At 48.2% G+C, this 24,767-nt stretch carries 18 protein-coding genes; 14 read left to right on the forward strand and 4 right to left on the reverse strand.

Annotation, left to right across the window (positions count from 1 at the left end; genetic code table 11):
- Window positions 1–122: 122 nt before the first annotated feature.
- The 5 genes from PUW25_RS03990 to yicI all read left to right on the forward strand — a co-directional run bounded on the left by PUW25_RS03990 (window position 123) and on the right by yicI (window position 6,784).
- Complete coding sequence (locus PUW25_RS03990) at window positions 123–1,175, forward strand: LacI family DNA-binding transcriptional regulator (RefSeq protein WP_193746075.1); 1,053 nt, start codon at window positions 123–125, stop codon at window positions 1,173–1,175.
- Window positions 1,176–1,423: 248 nt separating this feature from the next.
- Window positions 1,424–2,668: a sugar ABC transporter substrate-binding protein gene (locus PUW25_RS03995; RefSeq protein WP_052512138.1), complete on the forward strand. Its 1,245-nt coding sequence runs from the start codon at window positions 1,424–1,426 to the stop codon at window positions 2,666–2,668.
- A gap of 17 nt (window positions 2,669–2,685) precedes the next feature.
- Window positions 2,686–3,609 (forward strand): carbohydrate ABC transporter permease, encoded by a 924-nt coding sequence (locus tag PUW25_RS04000; protein ID WP_274338130.1) that lies wholly within the window; start codon window positions 2,686–2,688, stop codon window positions 3,607–3,609.
- Window positions 3,609–4,439, forward strand: coding sequence for a carbohydrate ABC transporter permease (locus PUW25_RS04005; RefSeq protein ID WP_047912907.1), 831 nt, complete (start codon window positions 3,609–3,611; stop codon window positions 4,437–4,439). Before PUW25_RS04000 ends, PUW25_RS04005 begins: the two co-directional genes overlap by 1 nt.
- Before the next feature lie 23 nt (window positions 4,440–4,462).
- Window positions 4,463–6,784, forward strand: coding sequence for an alpha-xylosidase (gene yicI / locus PUW25_RS04010; protein ID WP_274338131.1), 2,322 nt, complete (start codon window positions 4,463–4,465; stop codon window positions 6,782–6,784).
- Window positions 6,785–6,945: 161 nt separating this feature from the next.
- On the opposite strand, the gene PUW25_RS04015 is transcribed toward yicI, so the two are convergent.
- Window positions 6,946–7,530 (reverse strand): GNAT family N-acetyltransferase, encoded by a 585-nt coding sequence (locus tag PUW25_RS04015; protein WP_047912909.1) that lies wholly within the window; start codon window positions 7,528–7,530, stop codon window positions 6,946–6,948.
- Window positions 7,531–7,712: 182 nt separating this feature from the next.
- Here PUW25_RS04015 and PUW25_RS04020 point away from each other — a divergent pair, with 182 nt between their 5' ends.
- From PUW25_RS04020 to PUW25_RS04040, 5 genes are all read left to right on the forward strand, one after another.
- Window positions 7,713–8,690, forward strand: a complete 978-nt coding sequence (locus PUW25_RS04020) for an ABC transporter permease (protein WP_047912910.1) — start codon at window positions 7,713–7,715, stop codon at window positions 8,688–8,690.
- Between the two features lie 21 nt (window positions 8,691–8,711).
- Complete coding sequence (locus PUW25_RS04025; protein ID WP_047912911.1) at window positions 8,712–9,602, forward strand: carbohydrate ABC transporter permease; 891 nt, start codon at window positions 8,712–8,714, stop codon at window positions 9,600–9,602.
- A 55-nt stretch (window positions 9,603–9,657) separates the two neighbouring features.
- Window positions 9,658–11,325 (forward strand): extracellular solute-binding protein, encoded by a 1,668-nt coding sequence (locus PUW25_RS04030; protein ID WP_047912912.1) that lies wholly within the window; start codon window positions 9,658–9,660, stop codon window positions 11,323–11,325.
- A gap of 108 nt (window positions 11,326–11,433) precedes the next feature.
- Window positions 11,434–13,362 carry a cache domain-containing sensor histidine kinase gene (locus PUW25_RS04035; RefSeq protein WP_047912913.1) on the forward strand — a complete coding sequence of 643 codons (1,929 nt, stop codon included), beginning with the start codon at window positions 11,434–11,436 and terminating at the stop codon, window positions 13,360–13,362.
- Window positions 13,331–14,908, forward strand: coding sequence for a response regulator (locus PUW25_RS04040; RefSeq protein ID WP_238546439.1), 1,578 nt, complete (start codon window positions 13,331–13,333; stop codon window positions 14,906–14,908). The genes PUW25_RS04035 and PUW25_RS04040 overlap by 32 nt, the downstream gene beginning before the upstream one ends.
- A gap of 110 nt (window positions 14,909–15,018) precedes the next feature.
- On the opposite strand, the gene PUW25_RS04045 is transcribed toward PUW25_RS04040, so the two are convergent.
- The 3 genes from PUW25_RS04045 to PUW25_RS04055 all read right to left on the reverse strand — a co-directional run bounded on the left by PUW25_RS04045 (window position 15,019) and on the right by PUW25_RS04055 (window position 17,385).
- Window positions 15,019–15,996, reverse strand: coding sequence for an aldo/keto reductase (locus tag PUW25_RS04045; protein WP_274338132.1), 978 nt, complete (start codon window positions 15,994–15,996; stop codon window positions 15,019–15,021).
- Window positions 15,997–16,032: 36 nt separating this feature from the next.
- On the reverse strand, window positions 16,033–16,767 hold the full coding sequence (locus PUW25_RS04050) for a Fic family protein (protein ID WP_047912966.1): 735 nt from the start codon (window positions 16,765–16,767) through the stop codon (window positions 16,033–16,035).
- A 282-nt stretch (window positions 16,768–17,049) separates the two neighbouring features.
- Window positions 17,050–17,385, reverse strand: coding sequence for a nuclear transport factor 2 family protein (locus PUW25_RS04055; protein WP_052512142.1), 336 nt, complete (start codon window positions 17,383–17,385; stop codon window positions 17,050–17,052).
- A 311-nt stretch (window positions 17,386–17,696) separates the two neighbouring features.
- On the opposite strand from PUW25_RS04055, the gene PUW25_RS04060 reads away from it, so the two are divergent.
- The 4 genes from PUW25_RS04060 (at window position 17,697) to PUW25_RS04075 (ending at window position 24,708) form a co-directional block, all read left to right on the forward strand.
- A complete protein-coding gene (locus tag PUW25_RS04060) occupies window positions 17,697–20,147 on the forward strand; it encodes a glycoside hydrolase family 88/105 protein (RefSeq protein WP_047912916.1) in 2,451 nt (816 codons plus the stop codon).
- A gap of 270 nt (window positions 20,148–20,417) precedes the next feature.
- A complete protein-coding gene (locus tag PUW25_RS04065; RefSeq protein ID WP_047912917.1) occupies window positions 20,418–22,706 on the forward strand; it encodes a helix-turn-helix domain-containing protein in 2,289 nt (762 codons plus the stop codon).
- A 272-nt stretch (window positions 22,707–22,978) separates the two neighbouring features.
- The gene (locus PUW25_RS04070; protein ID WP_238546447.1) at window positions 22,979–23,842 is read left to right on the forward strand and encodes an ABC transporter permease; all 864 of its coding nucleotides are present in this window, start codon (window positions 22,979–22,981) and stop codon (window positions 23,840–23,842) included.
- Window positions 23,842–24,708 carry a carbohydrate ABC transporter permease gene (locus PUW25_RS04075; protein ID WP_047912919.1) on the forward strand — a complete coding sequence of 289 codons (867 nt, stop codon included), beginning with the start codon at window positions 23,842–23,844 and terminating at the stop codon, window positions 24,706–24,708. Before PUW25_RS04070 ends, PUW25_RS04075 begins: the two co-directional genes overlap by 1 nt.
- Window positions 24,709–24,767 lie beyond the last annotated feature (59 nt).

Raw genomic sequence — 24,767 nt, forward strand, 5'->3', positions numbered from 1 at the left:
TCAAATGTATGATTACATCAATTTTTGATTGACAGATAGTGATAAGAGCGATATGATCAGAAACATATTAAATCCGCCAATGAAATGAAACAGGAAAGCGGATACAAATGATGGAGAATGCGATGAAAGAAACGAAACGACTAACGATCAAGGAGATTTCACAGCGGATCGGGATTTCTGCTGCTACTGTGGATCGCGTGCTGAATAACAGGGGTAATGTGAAGCCCGAGACGTACCGTAAGGTTATGGATAAATTGAATGAAATGAATTATAGACCTAATAAATCGGCGAGCTTTCTCTCACGGAAGAAGGAAGTGTCCATAGCTGTGGTATTCCCTGAGCTGCCGGATTACTTCTGGTGGCAGGTCGAGAAGGGTGTCCATATCGCTTACGAGGAGCTGAGAGATTACGGTCTAAGGATTGAGCTCTTCAAATCCGAGAAGTATGACATGGAGAAGCAGAAGCAGGTCGTGCAGGATATTATCAGCTCCAAGGAATTTGATGCGATTGCGATTTCACCCAACGATTCGGAAGAGATGGCAGATCTTATTGATCAAGCTATGGATTCCGGTATGGGAATCTGTACGTTCAATAATGATTCTCCGCTCAGCAAGCGCCTGTTCTATGTAGGGTGTGACTATCGTATTGCGGGAAGGCTTGCGGCAGATCTGCTCTGCAAAATGACTGGGCGTGATGCCAAGCTTGGCCTCATTACATCGGATGCTTCATCGGTTCCGTCGGCAACGACGTTCCAGCTGCAGCAGAAGATTATGGGGTTCCGTGAGGTTATTGCTGACCAGCATGTGGAGATGACCCATCTGCTGAAGCTGAAGCAAGAGGATTATGAGCAGGCTGATGTGTTTAGGTCATTATTTGAGCAAGTGGATGCGGTCTATGTAACCAGCGCCAAGCTTAATGTGGTCGCACAGCATCTGGAGCGGTCAGGTCTCGCCGGCCAGGTGGCTCTCATTGGTCATGACATGACAGAAGAGATTTACAGCTATATGCGGAATGATGTTGTAACCGCCACGATCTGTCAGGACCCGGTTAATCAAGGGTATCTGGCTGTTAAGACTCTATTTGCCTATCTCGCGTATGGTGAGAAAATAAATGTGAAGGAAAACATCACGAAGCTGGAGCTTGTCACGAAGGAGAATGCAAGGTACTATATCTAGGTTTTGTCCTGCGGTATAGGCTTAATGCTTGCGTGCAAGTAGCGTTTATTGCTATGGAAGCGAAAGCCTATATCGCAGGAATTGCATTTCTTTTTGCATAAAATGATGTACGTACATCATTTTGCTTGAAATTTATATCATTGAGGATGATAAAGGACCTTGAGAGGGGTGATTTTTATAAACCACATGTTCAGGAGAGTTAATGGCAATTAGAAGAATCAATGTCTGCACGAAGAGGGGAGCGTATTATGAACAACAAAATGAAGGCGTTATCAATATTGCTAGCCGTGTTCTTGCTGCTGACTGCTTGTTCCAGCGGATCAGGATCCGCAGATTCAGGCGGCAAAAAAGTCATCACCTGGTGGGATACGATGACAACGGACGGAAGTGTCAATGCAATTAACAAGATTATTGCGGAGTATGAGGCGGAGCATCCTGATGTCGATATCAAGAGAACTTATGTGGCCTACTCCGATATCAAGACGAAGCTGCTTCTCGGTTCTATCGGTAATTCGGGACCGGACATTCTATGGATCGACAGTGCAGATCATCAGACCTTCTCGGCCGCAGGGGTACTCGCAGACATCACGGAAGAAGTCGAAGCCTGGGGAGAAGCGGATCGTTACATAGAAGGACCTTGGTCTTCAACAATGTATAACGGACGAAACTATGGCGTGCCTGTAGGGAGCAATAACCTTGCGCTCTACTATAACACCGATCTTTTTGAAGAAGCCGGACTAGCACCGCCCACGAACTGGGAAGAGCTGCAGGAAGCGGCTGCGAAGCTGACTAAGAATAACGTGTTTGGTTTCGCTGTAAGTGCTGTGAAGACGGAAGAAGGAACCTTTCAATTTCTCCCCTTCATGCTGCAGGCAGGGGCTGACATTCCGGAATTTGATGCTCCGGGAACTTTGAAAGCGCTAACTATGATGACCGATATGGTGGATCAGGGTTATATGTCCAGGGACGTAGTGACTCAGAAACAGGCCGACACCGCTACACAGTTTGCAGCAGGCAAAGTGGCCATGATGGTCAACGGCACATGGCAGATCCCATTCCTCGAAGCCAATTCCGAGGTGAACTGGGATGTGGCCGAGCTTCCTGCAGATGAGCAGTCGGCGACGGTGCTGGGTGGGGAGAACTGGGCGATATCTGAAGCATCCAAAAACAAGGAGACTGCCTTTGATGTCATTCAGTTTGCTAATGAGCCGGAGCGTCTGAAGGAGCTGCTTCAAACGAATGGTCGTCTGCCAAGCCGGGGAGATCTGCTTGAGGATCCGTTCTGGCAGGATGATGAGCATATGAAGGTGTTTGCCGACAGCATGCTGGATTCCACAGCGAGAGCGTACGGTCCGAACTATGCGAGCATTTCGGAAGCGATTCAGACGATGCTTCAGGAATCCCTGACAGGGGCCAAATCGCCTGAAGCAGCACAAGAGACAGCGAGCAATACGATCCAAGAGCTGCTCAAGGAACAACAAGAGAATGAATAAGAAAGGGGGAACTGACGATGGAGCCAAGCACAGTGCCTTCGGTGAAGCGCCCTAGTCCTACCAAACGTTTTTCAACATGGTCCAACTATTTGTTTATACTGCCCATCATTCTGTTTATGCTTGTGTTCGTCCTGTTTCCGATTATTTATAACATTACACTGAGTCTGCAGGATGTGAATGTCTACAACTTCAAGAAGGAGCACAGCTTTGTAGGCCTCGATAATTATATCGATACGTTTAAGGATCCGGTGTTCTTCACCGCACTTCGTAATTCATTGGTATTTACCGTATTTAGTCTCCTATTTCAATTCGGGATTGGATTTGCACTTGCCCTGTTCTTCAATCGCACCTTCCCGGGACGCAATGTGATGCGTTCGCTGATGCTCCTTGCCTGGATGCTGCCGGTTGTTATTACGGCCTCTGTGTTCCAGTGGATGCTGAACGGTGATTACGGCGTGATTAACTTTATTCTGCAGTGGCTGGGTATCCTCAGCGAGCCTCACAGCTGGCTCAGTGACAACAGCACCGCGCTGCTGTCGACAATCGTAGCCAATATCTGGATTGGGATACCGTTCAATATGATCATCCTGCTGACCGGTCTTCAGGGTATGCCGGAGCAGCTATATGAAGCGGCCAGACTGGATGGAGCCGGCAAGTGGAAGCAGTTCCGCCACATTACACTTCCACTCATGAGACCGACCATATTGATCCTTGTTATGCTGGGCATCATCAATACATTTAAAGTGTTTGATCTCATCTTTATCATGACAGCGGGTGGTCCGGTCAACTCGTCAAATGTACTGCAGATTTATTCATATCAGATGTCCTTCCTCAAATTTGAGTTCAGCCAGGGGGCAGCAGTATCCATGATCATGTTCATCATTCTGATCCTGCTTGCTATCGTTTACCTGCGGATGACGAGTAAGGAGGAGGCTCAATAATGGCACAATCCCAGAAAAAATACTTCATGACGTTCGTGTCCATTCTGATCACAGCCATGTTTTTGTTCCCGGTGTATTGGATGATCAAGACGTCACTTACACCGATAACCGACCTGTTTGCAACGCCGCCGAAGTTTGGCGTACTGAATGCGACCTTCCAGGCTTATGTCGATAATTTCATCAAGAATCAGGATATGCTGCGGTATATCGGCAACAGCTTTATCGTGGCGATCGGCACGATGCTCATGACACTGCTGTTCGCTGTTCCAGGTGCTTATGCGATGGCGAGGCTGAATATCAGAGGCAAATCCATCATCATGATTCTGCTGCTCGCGATTCAAATGCTGCCGGGGATTACCATGGCGATGCCGCTCTTCATTATGTTCTCCAAGGTACAGCTCGTTGACAGCTATTTGGGGCTGATCCTTGCAGACATGATTCATGCACTTCCCTTTGCAGTACTCATTCTGAGACCTGCCTTTATGGCGCTTCCCAAGGGACTTGAAGAGGCAGCAGCCATTGACGGATGCAACCGGTTTACAGCCTTCACACGGATTATGCTTCCGCTCGTTGTACCGAGCATGATGACGGTAGCTGTGTTCTGCTTCCTGTTTGGCTGGGGAGATTTTGTCTTCGCTCTGACATTAACGACCGATGACAGTGTACGTCCGCTGACACTCGGCTTGTACCGATTCATCGGACAATACGGGACGGAGTGGAACAACCTGATGGCGGTAGCTACCATTGCTGCACTGCCGATTATCGTTATCTTTATTGCTCTGCAGCGCTATGTGGTCGGAGGCATCGTCGCAGGTTCGATGAAAGATTAATTAAAAGAGATAGGAGAATGGCTATGAAATTTACTGACGGCTACTGGCATGTAAGATCTGGACTAAACGTACTTTACCCTGTGGAAATTCGTGATGTTGAGGTGAAGGAGGATTCCGTTACTGTATACGCATCGACCAAAAAAATCGAGCACAAAGGCCATACACTCAATACCACCCTTCTTACGGTAAAATACAGCTCACCGATGAAGGACGTGATCTGTGTTGAGTATATTCACAACGATGTGGATGAGGTATCGCCTCAATTTCATATCCATGAGGATGCGAATTCAACCGTTGATATTGCACAGGATAACGCCAAGGTAAGCCTAGCGAGTGGTGAGCTCCGTGTGAACGTCGATCTTACAAGCGGCTGGAAAGTAGATTATAACTATGGTGAGAGAAGACTGACAGGCACCGGCTATAAAGGCCCGGCCTACATTAAGTCCACACTGGAGCCTGTCGTGCATATGCGCGAGCAATTAGATCTGGGAATCGGAGAATACATCTACGGGCTTGGCGAACGCTTTACTCCATTTGTGAAAAATGGACAGGTCGTCGATATGTGGAATGAGGACGGTGGAACCTCCAGCGAGCAGGCTTACAAAAATGTACCGTTTTATATGTCCAACTACGGTTATGGCATATTTGTAGATCATCCAGAGCGTGTGTCCTATGAGATTGCCTCCGAGAATGTATCCAAGGTGCAGTTCAGCGTTCCCGGCGAAAGCCTCAAATATTACATCATTGGCGGCAGCGATATGAAGGAAGTGCTGAACAACTATACGACCCTGACGGGCAAACCGGCTCTGCCTCCGGCATGGTCATACGGGCTCTGGCTGACGACCTCCTTTACGACAAACTATGATGAGGCGACCGTAAACAGCTTCGTGGACGGGATGCTGGAGAGAGATATTCCGCTGTCTGTCTTCCACTTTGACTGCTTCTGGATGAAGGAATTCCAGTGGTGTGATTTCAAATGGGATGAGGATGTATTCCCTGATCCTAAAGGCATGCTGGAGCGTCTGAAGAGCAAAGGACTGTCGATATGTGTCTGGATCAACCCTTATATCGGGCAGAAATCCTATCTGTTCCACGAAGGGAAGAAGCACGGCTATCTCGTCAAGAATCCGGATGGAACCGTATGGCAGTGGGATCGCTGGCAATCCGGCATGGGCCTCGTCGACTTTACCAATCCGGACGCGGTCCGTTGGTACAAAGACAAGCTCATTGAACTGGTGGACATGGGCGTAGACAGCTTCAAGACCGATTTTGGTGAGCGCATACCGACCCATGTCGTATACCATGACGGCTCCGATCCTGTGAAGATGCATAACTATTACACGTATCTCTACAACAAGACGGTGTTTGAGGCGCTTGAAGAATCCCGCGGCAAGAATGAAGCCATGCTGTTTGCCCGTTCTGCAACAGCCGGTGGTCAGCAGTTCCCGGTACATTGGGGCGGAGACTGCTCTGCGACCTATGCGTCCATGGCGGAAACACTGCGCGGCGGACTGTCTCTTGGCATGAGCGGATTCGGCTTCTGGAGCCATGACATCAGCGGCTTCGAGCAGACGGCTACGCCGGATCTGTATAAGCGCTGGAGTGCCTTTGGCCTGCTGTCCTCCCACAGTCGTCTGCATGGGAATGAGTCATACCGTGTACCGTGGCTGTTTGATGAGGAAGCGGTGGATGTGCTGCGTTATTTTACGAACCTGAAGAGCACGCTTATGCCTTATCTGTATGCTGCATCTGTAGATGCTACTAAACAAGGTGTACCGATGATGAGATCCATGGTGCTTGAATTTATGGACGATCTCAATTGTGCGCCGCTTGATCTGCAATATATGCTGGGTGATTCCATGCTTGTCGCACCCATCTTCAATGATCAGGGGGCAGGGCGTTATTATCTGCCGAAGGGAAGATGGACGCATTTCCTCACAGGCGAGACGAGAGAAGGCGGTCAGTGGTACAGCGAGCAGTATCATTATTTCAGCCTCCCGCTGTTTGTACGGGAGAACAGCCTCATTGCGGTGGGTCAGAACAACACGCGTACGGATTATGATTTTGCCGATCAAGTACAGCTTCATTTATTTGAATTGCAGGAGGGAGCCACTGCCACAACGGTTGTGTACAATACGGCAGCAGAAGAAGAACTCTCGGTGCAGGCAGAGCGTAAGGGCGGCGTGATTCGCGTGACCTCATCAGGCGCAGGGAAACCGTGGCAGCTTCTATTGAGAGGCTTACCAGAGCTGAGCCGTGTAGAAGGAGCATCTCTGGAGACAACAGAACAAGGGGTACTTCTTACGCCGTTGTCTACGACAGGAACATTTGAAATGACGGTGTAGTATAAAATTAGACGAATTCAGTAAAACAGGCCGGGTCGCTGTGAAGTGACCCGGCCTGTTTATTGTAAGGTTCTTTGGATCTGAACCACTCGATATGATGATGATGATGATGATATTAGAACTCTGATGATGATGATATTAGAACTCTGATGATGATGATATTAGAACTCTTGACCCCGAACCTTCGAGAATACATAAGTGTCACGCATCGTACCGTCTACCCCAATACTGTCTCCCCGCAGTGTACCTTCCAGTACAAACCCTGCCCGTTTGGCTACATTAGCACTGTTTGTATTTCGGGCATCGCAGCGAATCTCAATTCGATTCGCGCCAAACTCCTTCACTGCAAAATCGGTAACGGCATGCACTGCTTCCGTGATGTAGCCTTGTCCCGCATAAGCGCTGTGGACCCAGTAGCCGATCTCGAACTTCCGGGTCTCCCAGTTGATCCGGTGCAGTCCACTGCTGCCGATGAGACTGCCGGAATCCCTCTTAAACAGCAGGAGCTGCAGATCCGTGCGCTCTGCGAAGCGAATCGCGGACTGCCTGATCTGCGTTTCGGATTCCGCTATCGTTGGTGCAGTCTTGGCCCAAGGCATCCAGGGTGCCAGCTCCGCGAGGCTTTCTTTAACAGCCTGGTTTATTAGCGTACCGTCACCCGGTCTCGGTGCACGTATGATCAGCCTTTCGCTATCTATGCTGTCCGGGAAATTGAGCAGAATCGGATTGATCTTGGCGTTGCTCATAGCAGCCCCTCCTAGAAAATTTTTCTAATAAACATAACATGGTACGTGACGATGATCAACCCGAAAAATGAGCACCAAAAACGAAATTTCACACCTTATCAATCGCTTGAATTGAAAGTATGATGGATTTATCAAATGTAAGTGCTTACACATGAATATTACAAAATGAAGGGGGCTCCTCTATGGACATGGAACCTCGCCAAGCACCATCCGTTTCTGCTAAGAATGCCAAGGCTCCCCGAGCTTCAGCAGCACTCCAGCTGGGGAAGAAATTTCTTAGACAGAAGCACATACAGACAATGGCTCTGCTTGGTGTAGTCTGGATGTTCATATTCAACTACATCCCGATGTACGGCATTATTATCGCTTTCAAGGAGTACGACATTATCGGCTCCATATCCGAAGCGCCCTGGGTAGGGCTGGAGCACTTCAGAGAGTTCCTGGATGATGATAGTCTCGGTAATGTGATTCGAAACACGCTCGGAATGAGCTTGCTCAAGCTCATCATCGGTTTTCCGCTTCCGATCCTGTTCGCCCTGTTCCTCAATGAGCTGAGGAGCATTAAATTCAAACGCACAGTACAGACGATCTCCTACCTGCCTCACTTTCTATCATGGGTTGTTCTTGGAGGCATTCTGGCGACATGGCTGTCGGATATCGGGGTGCTCAATAACATTCTGATGGCACTGAATATCATCGATGAGCCGATTAGCTATCTGGCCGAGCCAAAATATTTCTGGACGATTATTATTGCCTCTGATATATGGAAGGAGCTTGGCTGGTCTGCAATTATCTATCTGGCCGCCATATCCAGTGTATCGCCTGAAATGTATGAAGCAGCAACGATTGATGGCGCTGGACGATTCCAGAAGATGTGGTACGTTACGCTGCCTTCCATCAAATCAACGATTACAATTCTGTTTATTCTCGCGGTGAGCGGTGTGCTGAATTCTAACTTTGACCAGATTCTCGTGCTGCGCAACTCCCTGAACGACAGTGCAAGTAATGTTATCGACTACTATGTGTACCAGACCGGAATTTTGTCCGGACGTTATTCCTATTCGACGGCAGTTGGCTTGATCAAATCGGTCATCGCGCTTATTCTCCTGCTGCTTGCTAACAAGGTATCGAAGAAGATTAACGGAACATCCCTTTATTAGGAGAAAGGAGGGTCTATAGCCTTGTGGACGCTTAATCGCAGAACCAAAGGGGAGTTCGCTTTTGATACATTGAATACCCTGATTATGCTCATTGTTTGTTTTCTGACGATGTATCCCATCTGGTATGTTCTTGTAAATGCCTTTAACGATGGAACGGATGCCATGCGCGGCGGGATTTACTGGTGGCCTCGTGAATTCAGTCTCGATAATTTCAAGGCCGTGTTTGACAGCCCTGGCATTATGACAGCAATGGGGATTACCGTTGCAAAGACAGTGGTTGGTACCGCAGTGCACGTCTTTTTTACCGCCATGGTGGCTTACGCCTTCTCTCGCAAGGATTTGATCGGAGGCAAGCTGTACATTCTGATGGGAACCGTCACTTTATTCTTCGGGGGAGGACTCATTCCGACCTTCCTGCTCATTCGGGATTTGCATTTGCTGGACAATTTTCTCGTCTACATCATTCCCGTTATGTTCAGCTTCTTCGACCTCATCATCTTTATGACCTTCTTCAGGGAAATTCCCGAAGGACTGGAGGAAGCTGCACGTATTGATGGTGCCAACGACTGGTCGATCTTCCTGAGAATTGTGCTCCCGGTATCCCTGCCTGTCATTGCGACCATTTCTCTCTTCCATGGTGTTTATCAGTGGAATGACTATTTTACCGGAATGATCTATATCAACAATACCGACCTGCAGCCGATACAGACTTATCTGTACCGCGTCGTTGCCCAGTCGAGCTCCAATCAGATGGTAGCGGCTGTGCAGGGAACGGCAGCGACCAAGACGGTGACTTCACAGTCGATTAAACTGGCGACCATGGTCGTCACGACGCTTCCGATTGTGTTCGTATATCCATTTCTGCAAAAGTACTTCGTAAAGGGGATGATGATCGGATCCATCAAAGGTTAAGTGTACGACATCGTATAGGAACGGTATACAAATAAGCCGAAAAGGGGTTAAATGCATGAACCAAACATGGGGCTTGAAAAGAGTTCTGATTCTGCTGGCTTCACTCGTACTTATCTTTACCACGGCATGTTCTTCCTCGGGAGGAGCAGAAGAGACCGATACAGAGACACCGGACACAGAGACGCCAGCGGTTCAGCTGACGAAGGATGATCCGGGCTGGAAAGTGGATACTTCACCGATTACATTCGATTGGTACTTGAATTTCTCCTGGTTTCCAAACCAGTGGGGTGTAGATCCTACAACAAAATATATTACAGAAAAAACAGGCGTCAGTCTTAATTTTATCGTACCGGCAGGAAATGAAAGCGAAAAAATGAATACTTTAATAGCATCCGGTAAACTCCCGGATTTCATTACGCTCGATAAAGGTGAAGATGCCGTTCAGAAGATGATCGACGGAGGTCTGGTGCTTCCGCTGAATGAGCTCGCTGAAGAATATGATCCATACTTCTTTACTGCATCGGATGCAGCGAAGCTGTCCTGGTACACACAGCCGGACGGTAAAGTATATGCTTATCCGAATGCTTCTTCCTCACCGAAGGATTATGAGCAGTATGCTGACACCTATATTTCAAACCAAGTATTTCTCGTAAGAAAAGATATGTATGAAGCGATCGGCAGCCCGGATATGCGAACACCGGAAGGCTTCCTTGCCGCACTTGAGGCGGCCAAAGAGAAGTTCCCTGATGTGAATGGTCAGCCGCTCATTCCACTGGGTATGCATGAATTTACGGAGAACGGCAACTACTCGCTTGAAGGATATATTCAGAACCTGCTCGCAATTCCGAAGGAGAAGGACGGCAAGCTCTACGACCGTGCAACGGATCCCGAGTATGTGAGATGGCTGAAGACCTTGCGTACTGCAAATGAAAAAGGATTGTTATCCAAGGATATCTTCATCGATAAACGTCCACAAATGGAAGAGAAAATTGCGCAAGGCAGATACTTTGCCATGATTTATCAGCGCAGTGACCTTGCTGCTCAGCAAAATACGCTGTATGCAAATGATCCGAATTCCGTATACATCGCTGTAGATGGACCATCAAACACCAACTTGGATACACCAACGCTGGATGGACCGGGAATTTCAGGCTGGACGGTGACACTGATCTCCAAGAATGTGAAGGATAAGGCACGTGCGATCCGCTTCCTGAGCTACCTGAACAGTGAAGAAGGCAACAAGGACCTCTACCTAGGTGAGAAAGGTGTCACCTATGACACGATTGACGGCAAGGATCAGTTTAAGCCGGAAGCCTTAGAACTGCTGAATAAGGATCGTTCCGCCTTCGACAAAGAGTACGGTGCTTCATTTACCTTCTGGATGCTGATGAACACGAATATTACTGCACAGTGGACTCCGCCGTCAGTTGAGCCGTTCAAGCAAATGGAGGATTGGACCAAGGGCAAAACAGTAAGCGCTTCCGAATTTGAATTACTCAATCCGACAGGGAACTCGCCGGAAGGAATTATTAATACGAAGCTTGCTCAGCTGTGGGGCAAGACGCTGCCGAAGCTGCTGATGTCAGAATCCGAAGCGGAGTTTGATTCCGTCTGGACGGAATATCAAGAGAAGCGTGAGAAGGAAGGACTTGCAGAGGTTCAGGCCTTCCAGCAGAAGAAATACGAGGAGAACGTTTCGAAGCTGGCTGAATTTCTGAAATAGGCTGATCATGTAATGAAATGAAATGTTAAGGTTCGAATGACCCGCAGACTGCGGGTTTTTCGAGCTTTTACCCGCAAATACATGCAGAAATGGGATGGGTTTATTGTGATGAGAAGAGGAACCAATCTGGTGCAGAGCTTTGTCTCCTGGTGGGAGCACAGATCCCTGCAGAGTCGTCTGATTGCAGCGTATATTGCCATAATATTGGTGCCAAGTCTGCTCGTATCCATCGTTTCTTTTCGTGCGATTAATGAGACTTATATGAAGGATGCGGTAGACAAGAGTGCCTATATTCTCGATATGGAGAAGCTGCATATCATGAACCAGATTGAGTCCATGGAGCGTTCGGCGCAGCTTGCTGTTTCGGACAAAGAGGTGCTGAATTATTTGACGAGGAAGACAGAGCCTCCTCTGGGAGAACTGGTCGATTTTAATATGAGCGCTTTTGTTAATCTGACAAGAATCCAGTTCAACAATCCGAACATTGAGCATTTGCATCTGTTCACGGACAATCCATATGCCTATGAAATATGGCCGATTATTTTTAATGAACGACGAATCAAGGATGAGATCTGGTACGAGGATACGTATGGTCTTGGTGATCTGCAGATGTGGTCATTTCAGAACACCGACCTCGATCTTATTAAACGAACGGTAGAGCAGGAGCCCAAGGTATCTTTGCTGCGTGAGATCAGTGTCATTAGTGGAGAACATTCCGGCATTATTCAGGTAGATATGCTGCTCTCGGAATTCTCACCCCGAACCTTTACGGTCCAGGATGAGCAGTCCCAGCTGTTTCTGATTGATGAAGAAGGAGAGATCTTCTCTCGCGCGAAACAGTCACTGCTCAGCGATGCTCCCATGATGGAGCAGGCCATTCAGGCTAAATTCCAAGCGTTGTCTGATGGTGAGCCTTGGCAGATGGAATACAAGGAGGCGGGCAAATCCTATATATTTCTGAGCGTCCCGCTAGAGGGTTTGAATGCCCATTTGCTAAATGTACTGTCCATGGAAGATGTGCTGGCGCAAATTTCCAAGATCCGTAACACGACGATCGGGATTAATATTTTGTTCATTATTATTTTTACAATTATTGCTTATGTGCTCAACTCCTTCATTCTGAAAAATCTCGTCAGACTCACAGATGCGATGAAAATGGCGCGTCGCGGAGAGCTGTATACGGGAGTCGTTATCCGGGGCGGCGGGGAGATTGGCGAGCTGGCCTTTCATTTCAATAAGCTGATGAACAAGATTAACGAGCTGGTCGCTGTGGCTGTCCGTAAGGAAGCGATGTCCAAGGAAGCCGAACTCAGAACACTGCATAATCAGATTGACTCTCATTTTCTGTACAATACACTGGAGAATATCCGAATGCTGGCCGAGATGGAGGATCAGCGGGCAATCGCGGATTCGCTTACCTCACTTGGAGGGATGATGCGGTATAACTTCAAATGGTCAGGGGATTATGTGAAGCTGAGAGATGAGCTGAGGCATATCCGAAATTATATTGAAGTCATGAATATCCGGTTTGATACACCGATTACGCTGAGTGTCGATGTGCCGAACGCGATGCTGGAAACCGAAGTGCTGAAGATGTCGCTTCAGCCCATTGTGGAGAACAGCGTCAAGCATGGCTGGTATGAGGAAGCCGAGGAGGGCGGATCCAAGGATAAGACGATTATTATCCGGGCAGAGGCGGTCCGCGGCAAATGCCGAATCTGGATCCAGGATAACGGATCGGGCATGGCGGAGGAAGATCTGAAGCTGCTAAGGAATCAGCTCCACAGCTCAAGCTCCGAGAAGGTGAATTCAGAAACCGTACCTGCTTCGAGTGCAGCGAATGAGGTCAGCCGATCGAATCCATCTGCTGGGATTGGGCTGATGAATGTACATCAGCGGATTCAGCTTTTTTTTGGAGCACAATACGGTCTGATGATCCATAGTACACAGGGGGTCGGTACGATCGTTACCATTACTTTGCCAACAGTGGTCATGACAGGGGGAGATGAAGGTGAGGAAACTCATAATCGTGGATGATGAGAAAAATATTCGCCTGGGACTTAAAACGATGATAGAGCGGGAATATCCATCAGCCTATCATATTGAACTGGCCTCGAATGGACAAATGGCGCTTGAGCTGAACCGTGCAGCCCGTGCAGATCTGATATTAACCGATATTCGTATGCCTGTACTTGATGGCATCCGGCTGCTGGAGGAGCTGGATCGTGAGACGGGAGGAAGAAAGCCGGCCGTCGTGCTGCTGAGCGGCTATGATGATTTTGAATATGCGAAGACGGCGATCCGGTACAAGGTAAAGGATTATTTGCTGAAGCCGATTCAGAGAACGGAGCTGTTCGATATGCTGAATCGCGTAGATAAGGAATTGAGCGAATTAGAAGCCGCGAATCTGGAACGAACTCAGGAAAAACATGAGCTGCAAATGGAGCAGCGCAAGAATCGGCTGCGTCAGCTTCTATTTGGCAGAGGGCCCGTGATGGAAGAAGAACTGCAGCAGGCAGCTCGTATTTTACCAGCAAGCTCTTATGCTGTCGCGATGGTGCTGTGCAGATATGTGGATGGGTCTGTCATGCCTACAGGGGAAATTCAGCGTCTGGTCGAACGGCTTAGTCATTCGATGGATGTTCGGGCAGAGCTTGTCCTCACGGATATAGAGGGAAGGCTTATTCTCGCAGGAAATACCTCAGACTGGTATCAGGAGCTGGCAAGACAGGCAGAAGAGAAGGGATGGAACGGCTTCCGTATCGGAATCAGCACGGAGCAGAACGATCTGGCACAGGTTCGGGAGCAATATCTTGAGGCACAGGCTGCGCTGAGATATACCTTCTTGCATCCAAGCGCTTATTATATTGAATACGATGCAGCACTTACGAATCGGATGAATTATCCACTGCCGTATGGAAGCCTGCGGAAGCTCGGAAATATGCTGGGGACGGATCGGGTGGATGAGATGAAGAAGCTGCTCGCCTCCATTTTTGAGCTGGATCATCTGAAGCAGATGGATATGACTTATCTGGAGAAGGTAAGCGGACTGATCAATGAGAATGTGTTCGATGAGGTGTTTAGGAAATACGGGGAGTCTTCGGTGGAAGTGCTGAAGATGTATAGGCTGGTCGGCAGCCTGAACAATTTTCAGAGCTTTAACGAGTATTACAGAAAGCTGGAATACCTGCTTGTCAGCGTAAATGATTATGTGTCCCGAATCCGGCTGGCGCATAGTGAGCATGCGGATATGAAAGAGGCGGTCCGTTATATACAGGAGCATTACGAGCGTCCTCTGAATATGGCAATGGTCAGCAATCATGTATCGCTTAATTATTCGTATTTCAGCGAGGCGTTCAAGGCGTATACGGGAGACAACTTTGTATCCTATCTCAAAAAGGTACGTATCCAGCGGGCCAAGGAGCTGCTGCTTAACAAGTCTACCATGAAAATGGCGGAGATTAGTCTCGCAGTGGGCTTTGAGAACAGCAAACAGTTCTCCCGTGTATTTAAGGAACTGGAGGGCGTATCTCCGCATGAATATCGTCAGCTCGGAGGTATGGAATCAGAACGTGGAGAGTGAAGCGGAGCATTATTGAAGCTGCAAGCGGTGAGACGATGGAGTAAACAGACATGAGGAAGGCTGGACAATGAGCTTACGGGGGGCGTAAAGCTTAAGGTCCAGCCTTTGTATTATTCTATGCGGTAGGTAGCAAAAGGTTTCGAATATATAAATCGGTCGCTGATCTCACCCAGCTTCTCGGCAAGCTCGGTATTGATCTCGATGTCGAGACTTCTTAAGTTGTCATCCAGCTGCTCGGTACGAGTTGCTCCAACGATAACGGTAGATACGGCAGGCCGGTTCATGAGCCAGGCGATGGATAATGCACTCGGAGCATGTCCGGTCTCCGCTGCAAGATCAGCCACCTGCTGTCCGAGTGTTACATTATGATCCTCCAAGAATCGCTGAAAATTCGGATCTGTCTCTGCCCGGGAGCCGGCGGGAGCAGAAGACTTCTCTGTATATTTTCCAGTGAGAATGCCGCCAGCTAGTGGGAAATAAGGAATGATGCCGACGCCTTGGTCCAGGCACATGGGCACGAGCTCACGCTCCGGCGTTCGGTCTGCCAGCGAATAGCTGAAATGATTGGAGACAAAACGCTCATATCCTCTCAGATCACTGATGCCAAGTGCCTTCATCAGCTCCCAAGCTGCATAGTTGGAGGCACCGATATAGCGCACCTTGCCTGCCCGCACCATGTCATCCAGCGTACGAAGTGTTTCTTCCAGCGGTGTATTCGGATCGAAGGTATGAATCTGATACAGATCCACATAGTCCGTTTGCAGCCGCTTCAGGCTGTTCTCCAGCTCCTGCTGCAGATGATAACGGGAAGAGCCGCGTCCATTCGGGGAATCGCTTCTTGCGACGAGTCCGGCCTTGGTCGTGAGCACAACCTGGTCTCTTCTGCCTTTTAGTGCTTGTCCGATTATGCGCTCGGATTCCGTTCCGGCGTAAATATTGGCGGTATCAATAAAGTTAATTCCGCTGTCGATCGCATGATGCAGAATGCGGGCTGAAGTCTGTTCATCCGCTCTTTTGCCGAAGGAGTTGGTGCCAAGACCGAGAAGAGAAACTTGCATGCCACTGCGTCCGAGGTATGTATATTTCATAAGTATCGCTCCTTTGCTAGATGGTATAAGTGAGGTTTAAGTGACAGATAGCATTAGTTCTAGATTAGACTTAACTTCAGCAGAGATGAGATCAATTAAGGGTTCTAGTTCCCCGTTATCTGCCTGCTCCAGTGCGGAGTAATAATCTTGGCGCTTTTCATTACGAATGATGGCAGGAGGATAACCATGCTTTAGCAACACAAAGTTCATCGCAAGCCGACTGACTCTCCCGTTACCATCTGTAAATGGATGGATCGCTGTGAGCTTATGATGAAGTAATGATGCAAGCTTCACGGGATGCATGTCTGAATTTTCGGTGTACCATTGTATTAGGCGTTCCATTTCATAAGGTACTTGGACTGCAGGAACATATTGATGGATATTCCCCGAAATCGTGAGCACATGATTATCCATCTTTTTGTAGTCACCAGGAGAAAAGTCAATATCTCTCACTCCCTGAAAAAGAATGGCATGAAAATCTTTAATAATCCGCTCTGTTAAATCTCTCTGTTGAATGGCTTCGTGAAGATAATCAATTGCTTCCGCATGGTTTATTATTTCAAGATGCTCTCTTAAAGATTTCCCCTTGACCGTCAGTCCTTCTCTTAAGAAGAATGCTGTTTCACGATAAGTAAAAGTATTTCCTTCAATTGCATTCGTATGATAAGTCCACTCTTCACGAAATTTCTGAGCGATGGTACTCATCAGCTTTGGGTCGATGGGACGTTTCTTGTCCACTTCTGTTCGAAGAGCATCAATTTGATTAAACATGAGCATTGTTCCTTCCCTCTTCTTCTTACTAGCATTATATCAAACGAAACTAGTTTCAATACTACTCCTATTGTTGCGATATGGCTTGAGCATAGTAATCATATTCCTTTTCTTGAAGAAGCAGAAGCGTTTGCTACGTTTGTTGCAATGACAATAGAGTGAAGCCAATGACATCAGATAGGAAATAAAACTTCATAAAAAAAGGCCTGTCCTCAATTTATGAGGTACAGACCTTCTATTGTATAGGATAACTCCGAATTGGAATCCCTGGATATTGCCTCATTATCCAATGAATCTTACGTGTGTAATCAGACCATTCTCGACACGATACACTGGCACAGCCAGCAGTATGTCTGTTCTGCCGCGATGTCCTGTGACGGATTCATGGTCAATGACATAGTTATTGTGCACAATGCGGTTCGTAATGGTTGCGTTCAGCTCAGGGCTGATCTCGAACAAAGCCGTATAGCGCTCGCGGATTTCTTCTTTGCCAGAGTTCTGAATGTTGCCGACAGCATCTTCAATGACGCAGTCCTCGTGATAGGTAGCGAGCAGATCTTCAATATTTCGCGCATTGTACGCGGTTAGCTGTGCATCAATAACATCAGTAATGGACACGGTAATTTCTCCTTTTTTTCTCGTAAAATGAGTTTAATGTATTAAAGCTTCTCCGCATTGTATCACAAAATTATCCATTAACATATATCATTTTTTGAGCTGCTTACCCTCTTTACAGGAGACATATGCTCATTCTGCTGGCTCTACAATGTTCAGGGTTCAATCAACCAAATGTACACAGAACAAACCGAATCGTTTTTGCAGGAATGTGATGCTTTGGGATACGGTTTGGAGATTTGCGCCATTGTTCTGCCCATGGACTGGAATTTATTCTAACCATATCATTTCGTCGTTAGGAGGCGCTGCAGGCGATGCCATATGTAAACAAAGAACGTTCTTTTGGAGCTTCACTGGACAGAACAGAGGATGTACTTAGAGCCGTTGTAAACCGATACATCGGTGCGAATCCGAAGACCCTGCCAACGTACCGGGTGCTGAATGTGGAAGGCTTTATTAGAGATAACGAATACCGTTACGATATGAATCTTATGGTAAAGCTTCCTCAGCTGCAGGATGGACAGTTCGTCTATGCCTGGGCCAAAATTTGGGCTGATGAGGAAACGACACAGGCTTATCGGATCAGCTGTTACAGCCATACACGGGTGTTTATCAACGGACTGCTGGCATTTGAATCGAATCATCGCGAGGATGTGATGCCGGAGAGCAAGGCTGGACTACGCGGCAAGCTGCGTAAGGGCTGGAACTTCTTTGTTCTGGAGTTTGAGAAAACACCCACTGGCTGCGGTGCCAGCTTCGGCACAGGTTCTGTTAAAGGCGCGCCCGTCCATTTTCTTGCTCCAACCATGGAGCGTGATGGGCAGGAAGGCTGGGTGTACAGCGAACCTCAGCATACACGCTGGATACCAGGCAATGCCAAGGAGGTGGTCTCTCATGAGATCGACTCCAAGCTGGCACGTGTTTTTGTGACGGAAATATCGGCATCAGAGGAAGCTACAGATATGACTTGGTATCCCCGAAGGGAATGGAGCGAGGAGGAGCAGCAGCTTGGTGCCTTCGCAAGAGTGTTTGATCCAGGGACAGGGATTGGAGAGAAAGCGACGGTTAACGCCAATGCCAAGGCCGATGCCAGCGTAAGTGTGGATGCGAACGTGATTGAAGATGAAAATGACAGAGCCAATGCCCGCACCAATGCAAGTGCCGAAACAGTAGTCACATCCGATGGATATGGAGTACGATGTCCCTTTGGGGCCGTTGCGCTGGCATGGTCCAAGCTGGATCACCGGAGCACCGCAAGCGAACGGAAAGTGACATGGAAAGGGCTGCACGAAGGAACATTCAAGCTATATGTGGACGGGAATTTGTTGTACACCAGTGATCAGGAGCAGGGCTACTTCGAGGTGGAGAAGGAGCTGGACTACGGTGTACATGATATTGTCATTGTGTCAGCGCGTACCCGTAAAGCCTGGGGCTTTGATCTGGAAGTACTGACCGAAGATGAAACAGGCGAAGCTCTAACCTGGGCCAAGCCATACCCCGTTGAAGGCTTAACAGGGCACTGGCTGTATCTGGGTCCTTTTTCTAAGGATCATGTGCCTCCGCCGCGAGACGTTCCTCATATGGACCGCCTATTTGGAGAGGGAGAAGAACGGACTTATTACAGAGCTGACCAGCCGGCCGCTCGGATTCGCCCTTATCTGGAATCCCGCTTATATGGTAAATGGAATTATCCTCTAGGTGTGACGCTGTATGGCATTCTGGAGACGGGAAGAGAGCTGTCCCGCCCGGATTATATTGAATATGCTGAGGATCATATTGAACAGTGTACGTCTCTGGATGAGCTGGTCATGTGGGATAGCAAGCGGCATGGTGCCCCAGGGATAAACCATCAGCTTGCGCTGATTGATAGTCTGGATGACTGTGGTTCCTTCGGCGCCACCATGCTCAGAGCTCATGAGCTGAAGAAACTGAGAGGAGCCGAGGAGGCAGCGCATCGTATTGCGGACTATATTACACGTGAGCAGGATCGACTGCCTGATGGAACGTTATATCGCTACCGCAGCTTCAGCGAGCTGATGGTTAATACGATATGGTGCGATGACCTGTACATGAGCACCCCGTTTCTTAGCCAGTATTATAAGCTTACCGGCGAGACCCGGTATTTGGATGATGCCGCTGCCCAGTTTCTGCTGTATAAGAAAAGATTGTATATGCCTGAGCAGAAAATGATGCATCATGTGTACAATTTGAATTTTGATAAAGGCTGTACTGTGCCCTGGGGACGGGGGAATGGCTGGGTATTATTTTCTCTAACGGAGCTGCTGGCTGTTCTTCCGAAGACGCATTCGGATTATGACGAGCTGCTGCATTTCTACAGGGAGCTGTGCGAGGGCTATCTTGCGGTTCAGGATGAGCAGGGCTTGTGGCATCAGGTGCTGACCGATCATGAATCCTACAGCGAGACGTCCTGCTCTTCCATGTTTATTTATGCTTTTTCCCGCGGGATAAGGTATGGCTGGCTTCCAGAGGGAATTCAGCACCTATACGCCGATGCGGTCTTCCGTGGCTGCGAAGGCATTATACGCCATTGTATTGATCGTGAAGGGAATGTATACGGCGTATGCCGAGGCTCGGGATACTCTTTCTCTCCGCATTACTACAAGGAGCGTTTGTCTTGGCTGCTGAATGACACCCACGGCATCGGTATTGTGCTGCTGGCGGGAATCGAGTCCTTAAGGCTGCTCGAATATTTGAAGGAGCGTCGTACAGATCGGGCAAGATCATCGGTAGTCCACAGCCAATAACGGAAGGTATGCAGGGGCCAACGATATGAATTCACCGAATAACCGGGCTATACAGTCCGGTTATTTCTTTTTCACAAATGAATCCATTTCATAAATCATTAAAAAGGTGGATTGGATTGAAGCAGCTAAAGGGATTATGAAATGGATTCAAATAGGTAAAAATTTAAATTTTTGTGAACGCCAGTCATACAAGTTGTGATAACATATGGAAAGAAAATGTTAATTAAAACGATACGGATATCCAAGCGAATAAAGGATGGGGGAAGGCGAATGATGTCCAAAGTGTCAAACTCGCTCCGCGCATTACTCTCAACGACTCAGACGAGACTTGTTTTTGCGCTGACCATTGCGGTGTTCGTCATTATACTTGCGGTCAGCCTGACTTCCTATTACACATCCAAGTCGGTGCTCCAAAGTGAACTGAGCGAGATGCATCACCAGCTGCTCAGCGATAAGATGAATTTTATCGAGGATTATATCAAGGATACGGACAGCACAGCCATCAAGATGGCACTGCATTCGGGTGTATATGGCTACCTCTCCAAGGGGGAGCAGATCACGCAAACGGAAATCCGGCAGCTCATTGAGTATTTGAAATATGTGGTCATTAATTCACCCATTATAGAAAGCGCATACATTTTTAATGCAGATGAAGAGAGCTTTGTATCTTATCCCATGGGCTACAGCTCCCGGTTCAGCACATTTCCGGATTCCGACTGGGTGAGCGTAGGGAGCGAGCTTGAGGAGAAGACCATGCTTGTCAAATCGAGAACGGCAGCAGGCGGGAGCGGCAAGAACGGAACGAACGAAATTACCTATTTTCGAAAAATTGTCGTCCAAGGCGAGATGAAGGGCATACTTGCTCTGAATTTCAATAAGTCAGAGCTGTTCGCGCAGATGAGACCAAGTGCCGTTTCGAAGATCGAGAGTGCCCAGTATATTCTCGACAGCGAAGGAAATCTGGTGTATCAGATCGGGGATGCCCATGCTGAACCCTCCGATATCTATGTGCACACACAGCAGCTGAGAGATCAAAGATACGATGATGTTAAGCTGAACGGGGAGTCATTGCTGCTGACCTACAATCCTTCTCCTCTGACCGACTGGAGATATGTTTCCATTGCTTCTCAGGACGATATATTGGCAAATTCCAAGAAGATCCGCAGCGTCGTGCTGCTGGTCTCCCTCATTATGCTGGTGCTCGGAGCCTGGCTGATCATTCAGCTTCATGCGGTGACCTTCAAGCCCATTCGCCGGCTGCATTCCCTTCTCAAAAATTATGAACGTGAAGAGAACAGTCTCGATCTAGGCAAGCTTGAGAATATTACCGTCCGGCTGCTGCGGGCACATGAAGACCTGTCTCAGCAGATCCGTCATACGAAGGCAGAAGCCTCATCGAAGTTCGTACAGGATATTTTCATGGGTAATTTGTCCGGGCGGCGAGAGATGGAAGCAAGGTGGAGTCAATATTTCAAGGAATGGACGAACAGGCCGCTTCGTGTCGTGCTGATATCCATTGATCGGTATTCGGAATGGGCGGATAAATGGAGTGACAATGATCAGTTTCTATATAAATATGCAATGAATAATATTGCAGAGGAGCTGCTTGCTCCATCTTACCGCAGTGTCAGCGTGGATCTAGGCAAGGATAAGCTGGCCCTAGTACTCCAGCCCAGTGTGGATAAGGAGGAGCCGATGGAAGCGGAGCTCAGCCAGATCCTTCCGATGCTGCAGGATATTCTGCAGACCAAGGCGTCGATCGGGATCAGCCATCAGGCGGAGAACGTCATGAAGCTGCAGCGTGCGTATTATGAAGCGGAGAATGCACTAAGCTACCGTTTATATAAAGGGTATGGGACGGTCATTACCTTTGAAGAAGTAGCCTCCCATGAGCGGACCGATTCCGTAGAGGATGAATCCATCGTTTCGGCATTACTCCAGGCGGTAGAGTCAGGCTCGAAGGAGCAGGCTACTCGAATGTTAAGCAAGCTGGAGGAACAGATGAGGACAGAAGGATGGTATCCTTCGGAGGTGACGGGCATGCTCACCCATATTCGTCAGCGATTGATGAAGCTGGAAGTGTCCAAGGAAGGGGCCGATCCGGAGGAAGTCATTCAGATTCGCCAGCTGTATACGCTTGATCTGCCGGATATGATGGAGCTTCTCTATGAATACACGAGCAGGCTGGCAGATCATTTTGCATCGCTTGCTGTCAGCAGGGAAGCTGTGATGGTGCAGCAGATGATTGATTTTATGACACGGCATTTGGACGGGAATGTAGGGGTACAGGAGATTGCTTCCTCTGTGCATATCAGTGTCAGTCTGGCGAGCCAGTTGTTCAAGCAAGAGACGGGAGAGACGATTCACGATTATTTTACCAAGCTGCGTGTGGAAAAAGCGGGCGAGCTGCTGATCGAGACCGACTACAAGCTGGCGGAGATTGCAAGAATGGTCGGCTATCAGCATGAGAACAGCTTCATCCGTGTATTCCGCAAGCTGAAGGATATTACGCCCGGAAAATACAGAGAGCATATGAAATACAAAAAATATACTGTTTGATCAAAACATGATGAACCGAAGCTCCACCCTATGAGCAAATACTGCAGAAGGGTGGATTTTTCTCTTTATGTCCATATTTTGGCGGAATGGTCAATTGCTGATTTGCCCCGTCAGTCGTACATTGAGGGTGTCCCTCGTGGCATTACGACTATAGAAGAGAAAGGCGGGCGAACATACACATGGCTGACATCACAGCGAAACCGGAGGTGTCTCATTCCACACCGAAACGAGGATCCATTCGTCCTTACCTGCATAATGTCCGCAAGTACTGGATGCTCTACCTCATGATCCTGCCGGGAATTGTGTATTACATCTTATTTAAATACGTTCCGTTAGCTGGCAGCATCATTACCTTTCAGGATTATCAGATTATGAATGGGATATGGGGCAGTCCCTGGGTTGGCTTCGATAATTTCAAGTTCATTTTTACGTATCCGGATTTCTGGAACGTGCTCCGCAATACAGCGCTCATTGCGCTCTATCAGCTTGTATTCAGCTTCCCGGCGCCGATTATTCTCGCGCTGCTGTTCAATGAGGTTGCAGGGAGATTCATGAAGCGCACGTATCAGAGTATTTTTTATCTTCCGCACTTCTTGTCCTGGGTCGTTGTAGGCGGCATTGTATTCGAGCTGCTGGCCACAGGAGGACTTGTGAACGTAATCCGTGGCTGGTTCGGGTATGAGCCTGTTCTATTTATGCAGCAGGAAGGGGCTTTCCGGACGATCGTCATTCTGTCAGGAATTTGGAAGGAAGTGGGCTGGGGAACGATTATTTATCTTGCAGCTCTCACAGCGATCAATCCAAATCTATACGAAGCAGCCGTCGTCGACGGTGCCGGCAAATGGAAGCAGGCAATCTATATTACGCTGCCGTCTCTGCTGCCGACCATTACAGTACTGTTCCTACTGAATATCGGTAATTTCCTGGAGCTTGGATTTGATCAAATATTTAACCTGCTGACACCAATGACGTATTCGGTGGGAGATATTATCGAGACTTATGTGTATAGGGCAGGGGTACTTCAGGGGCAGTACAGCATGACAACAGCCATTGGTCTGTTCCAGTCCGTCATTGGGTTTATTTTGCTCTATATCTTTAATCGGCTTGCGAGAAAAACAGAGCAGGGGTTGTGGTGATGAAAAATACATTTGGAGAAAAAGTGTTCAAGGTCGTCAATTACACCTTCTTGACGTTGGCTGCATTTACGATGCTCGCACCGCTCGTGCAAATGCTGGCCATGTCCTTCAGTTCGCCGATTGCGGCGGATTCAAAGAAAGTATTCTTGTTCCCGGTCGAATTTACATTCGGAGCGTGGGAGTACATTCTGAATCGGCAGGATTTGTGGAATTCGTTTGCCGTCACGATCTTCATTACGGTGGTGGGTACGCTGCTCAGTGTCTTATTCTCTGTGCTCACCGCCTATCCGCTGGCGCATCCGAAGTTCATGATCAAGAGACATGTCATGTTCGGCATTGTGATCACGATGATATTCAATGCACCGCTCATCCCGTTCTATCTGACGGTCAAATCGCTCGGGATGCTGGATTCCATCTGGGCACTGATTATTCCAGGACTGATCGGCACGTTCAACATGGTCATTATTCGTACCTTCTTCATGGGTATACCTGCTGAGTTGTCTGACTCGGCACAGATCGACGGCTGCCATGATTTCAGAGTATTGTTCCAGATCTTCCTGCCGTTATCGAAGCCCGTACTTGCAACAGTCAGCTTATTCTATGCTGTAGGTTATTGGAACACGTTCCAGCGGGCCATTCTGTTCATCCGAGATCCGAATCTCCATCCGCTTCAGGTGAAGCTGAGGGAATATATTGTATCGCCGGAAATGCTGAGTGTGACAGATATGCTCGGCAGCTTCGATTACAACATTACAACACTGAAGGCGGCCACTATTATATTTGCGGCAACGCCGATCATTCTGGTATATCCCTTCCTGCAAAAATATTTTGTCAAAGGAGCGATGCTGGGTTCATTAAAGGGCTAGCCCATCCGGCGGAATCACTGCATGTGATGAATTCATGATTTTGAATATGCGAATGGTGT

It is taken from the genome of Paenibacillus urinalis (assembly GCF_028747985.1).
In the GTDB taxonomy this organism is placed as follows: domain Bacteria; phylum Bacillota; class Bacilli; order Paenibacillales; family Paenibacillaceae; genus Paenibacillus; species Paenibacillus urinalis.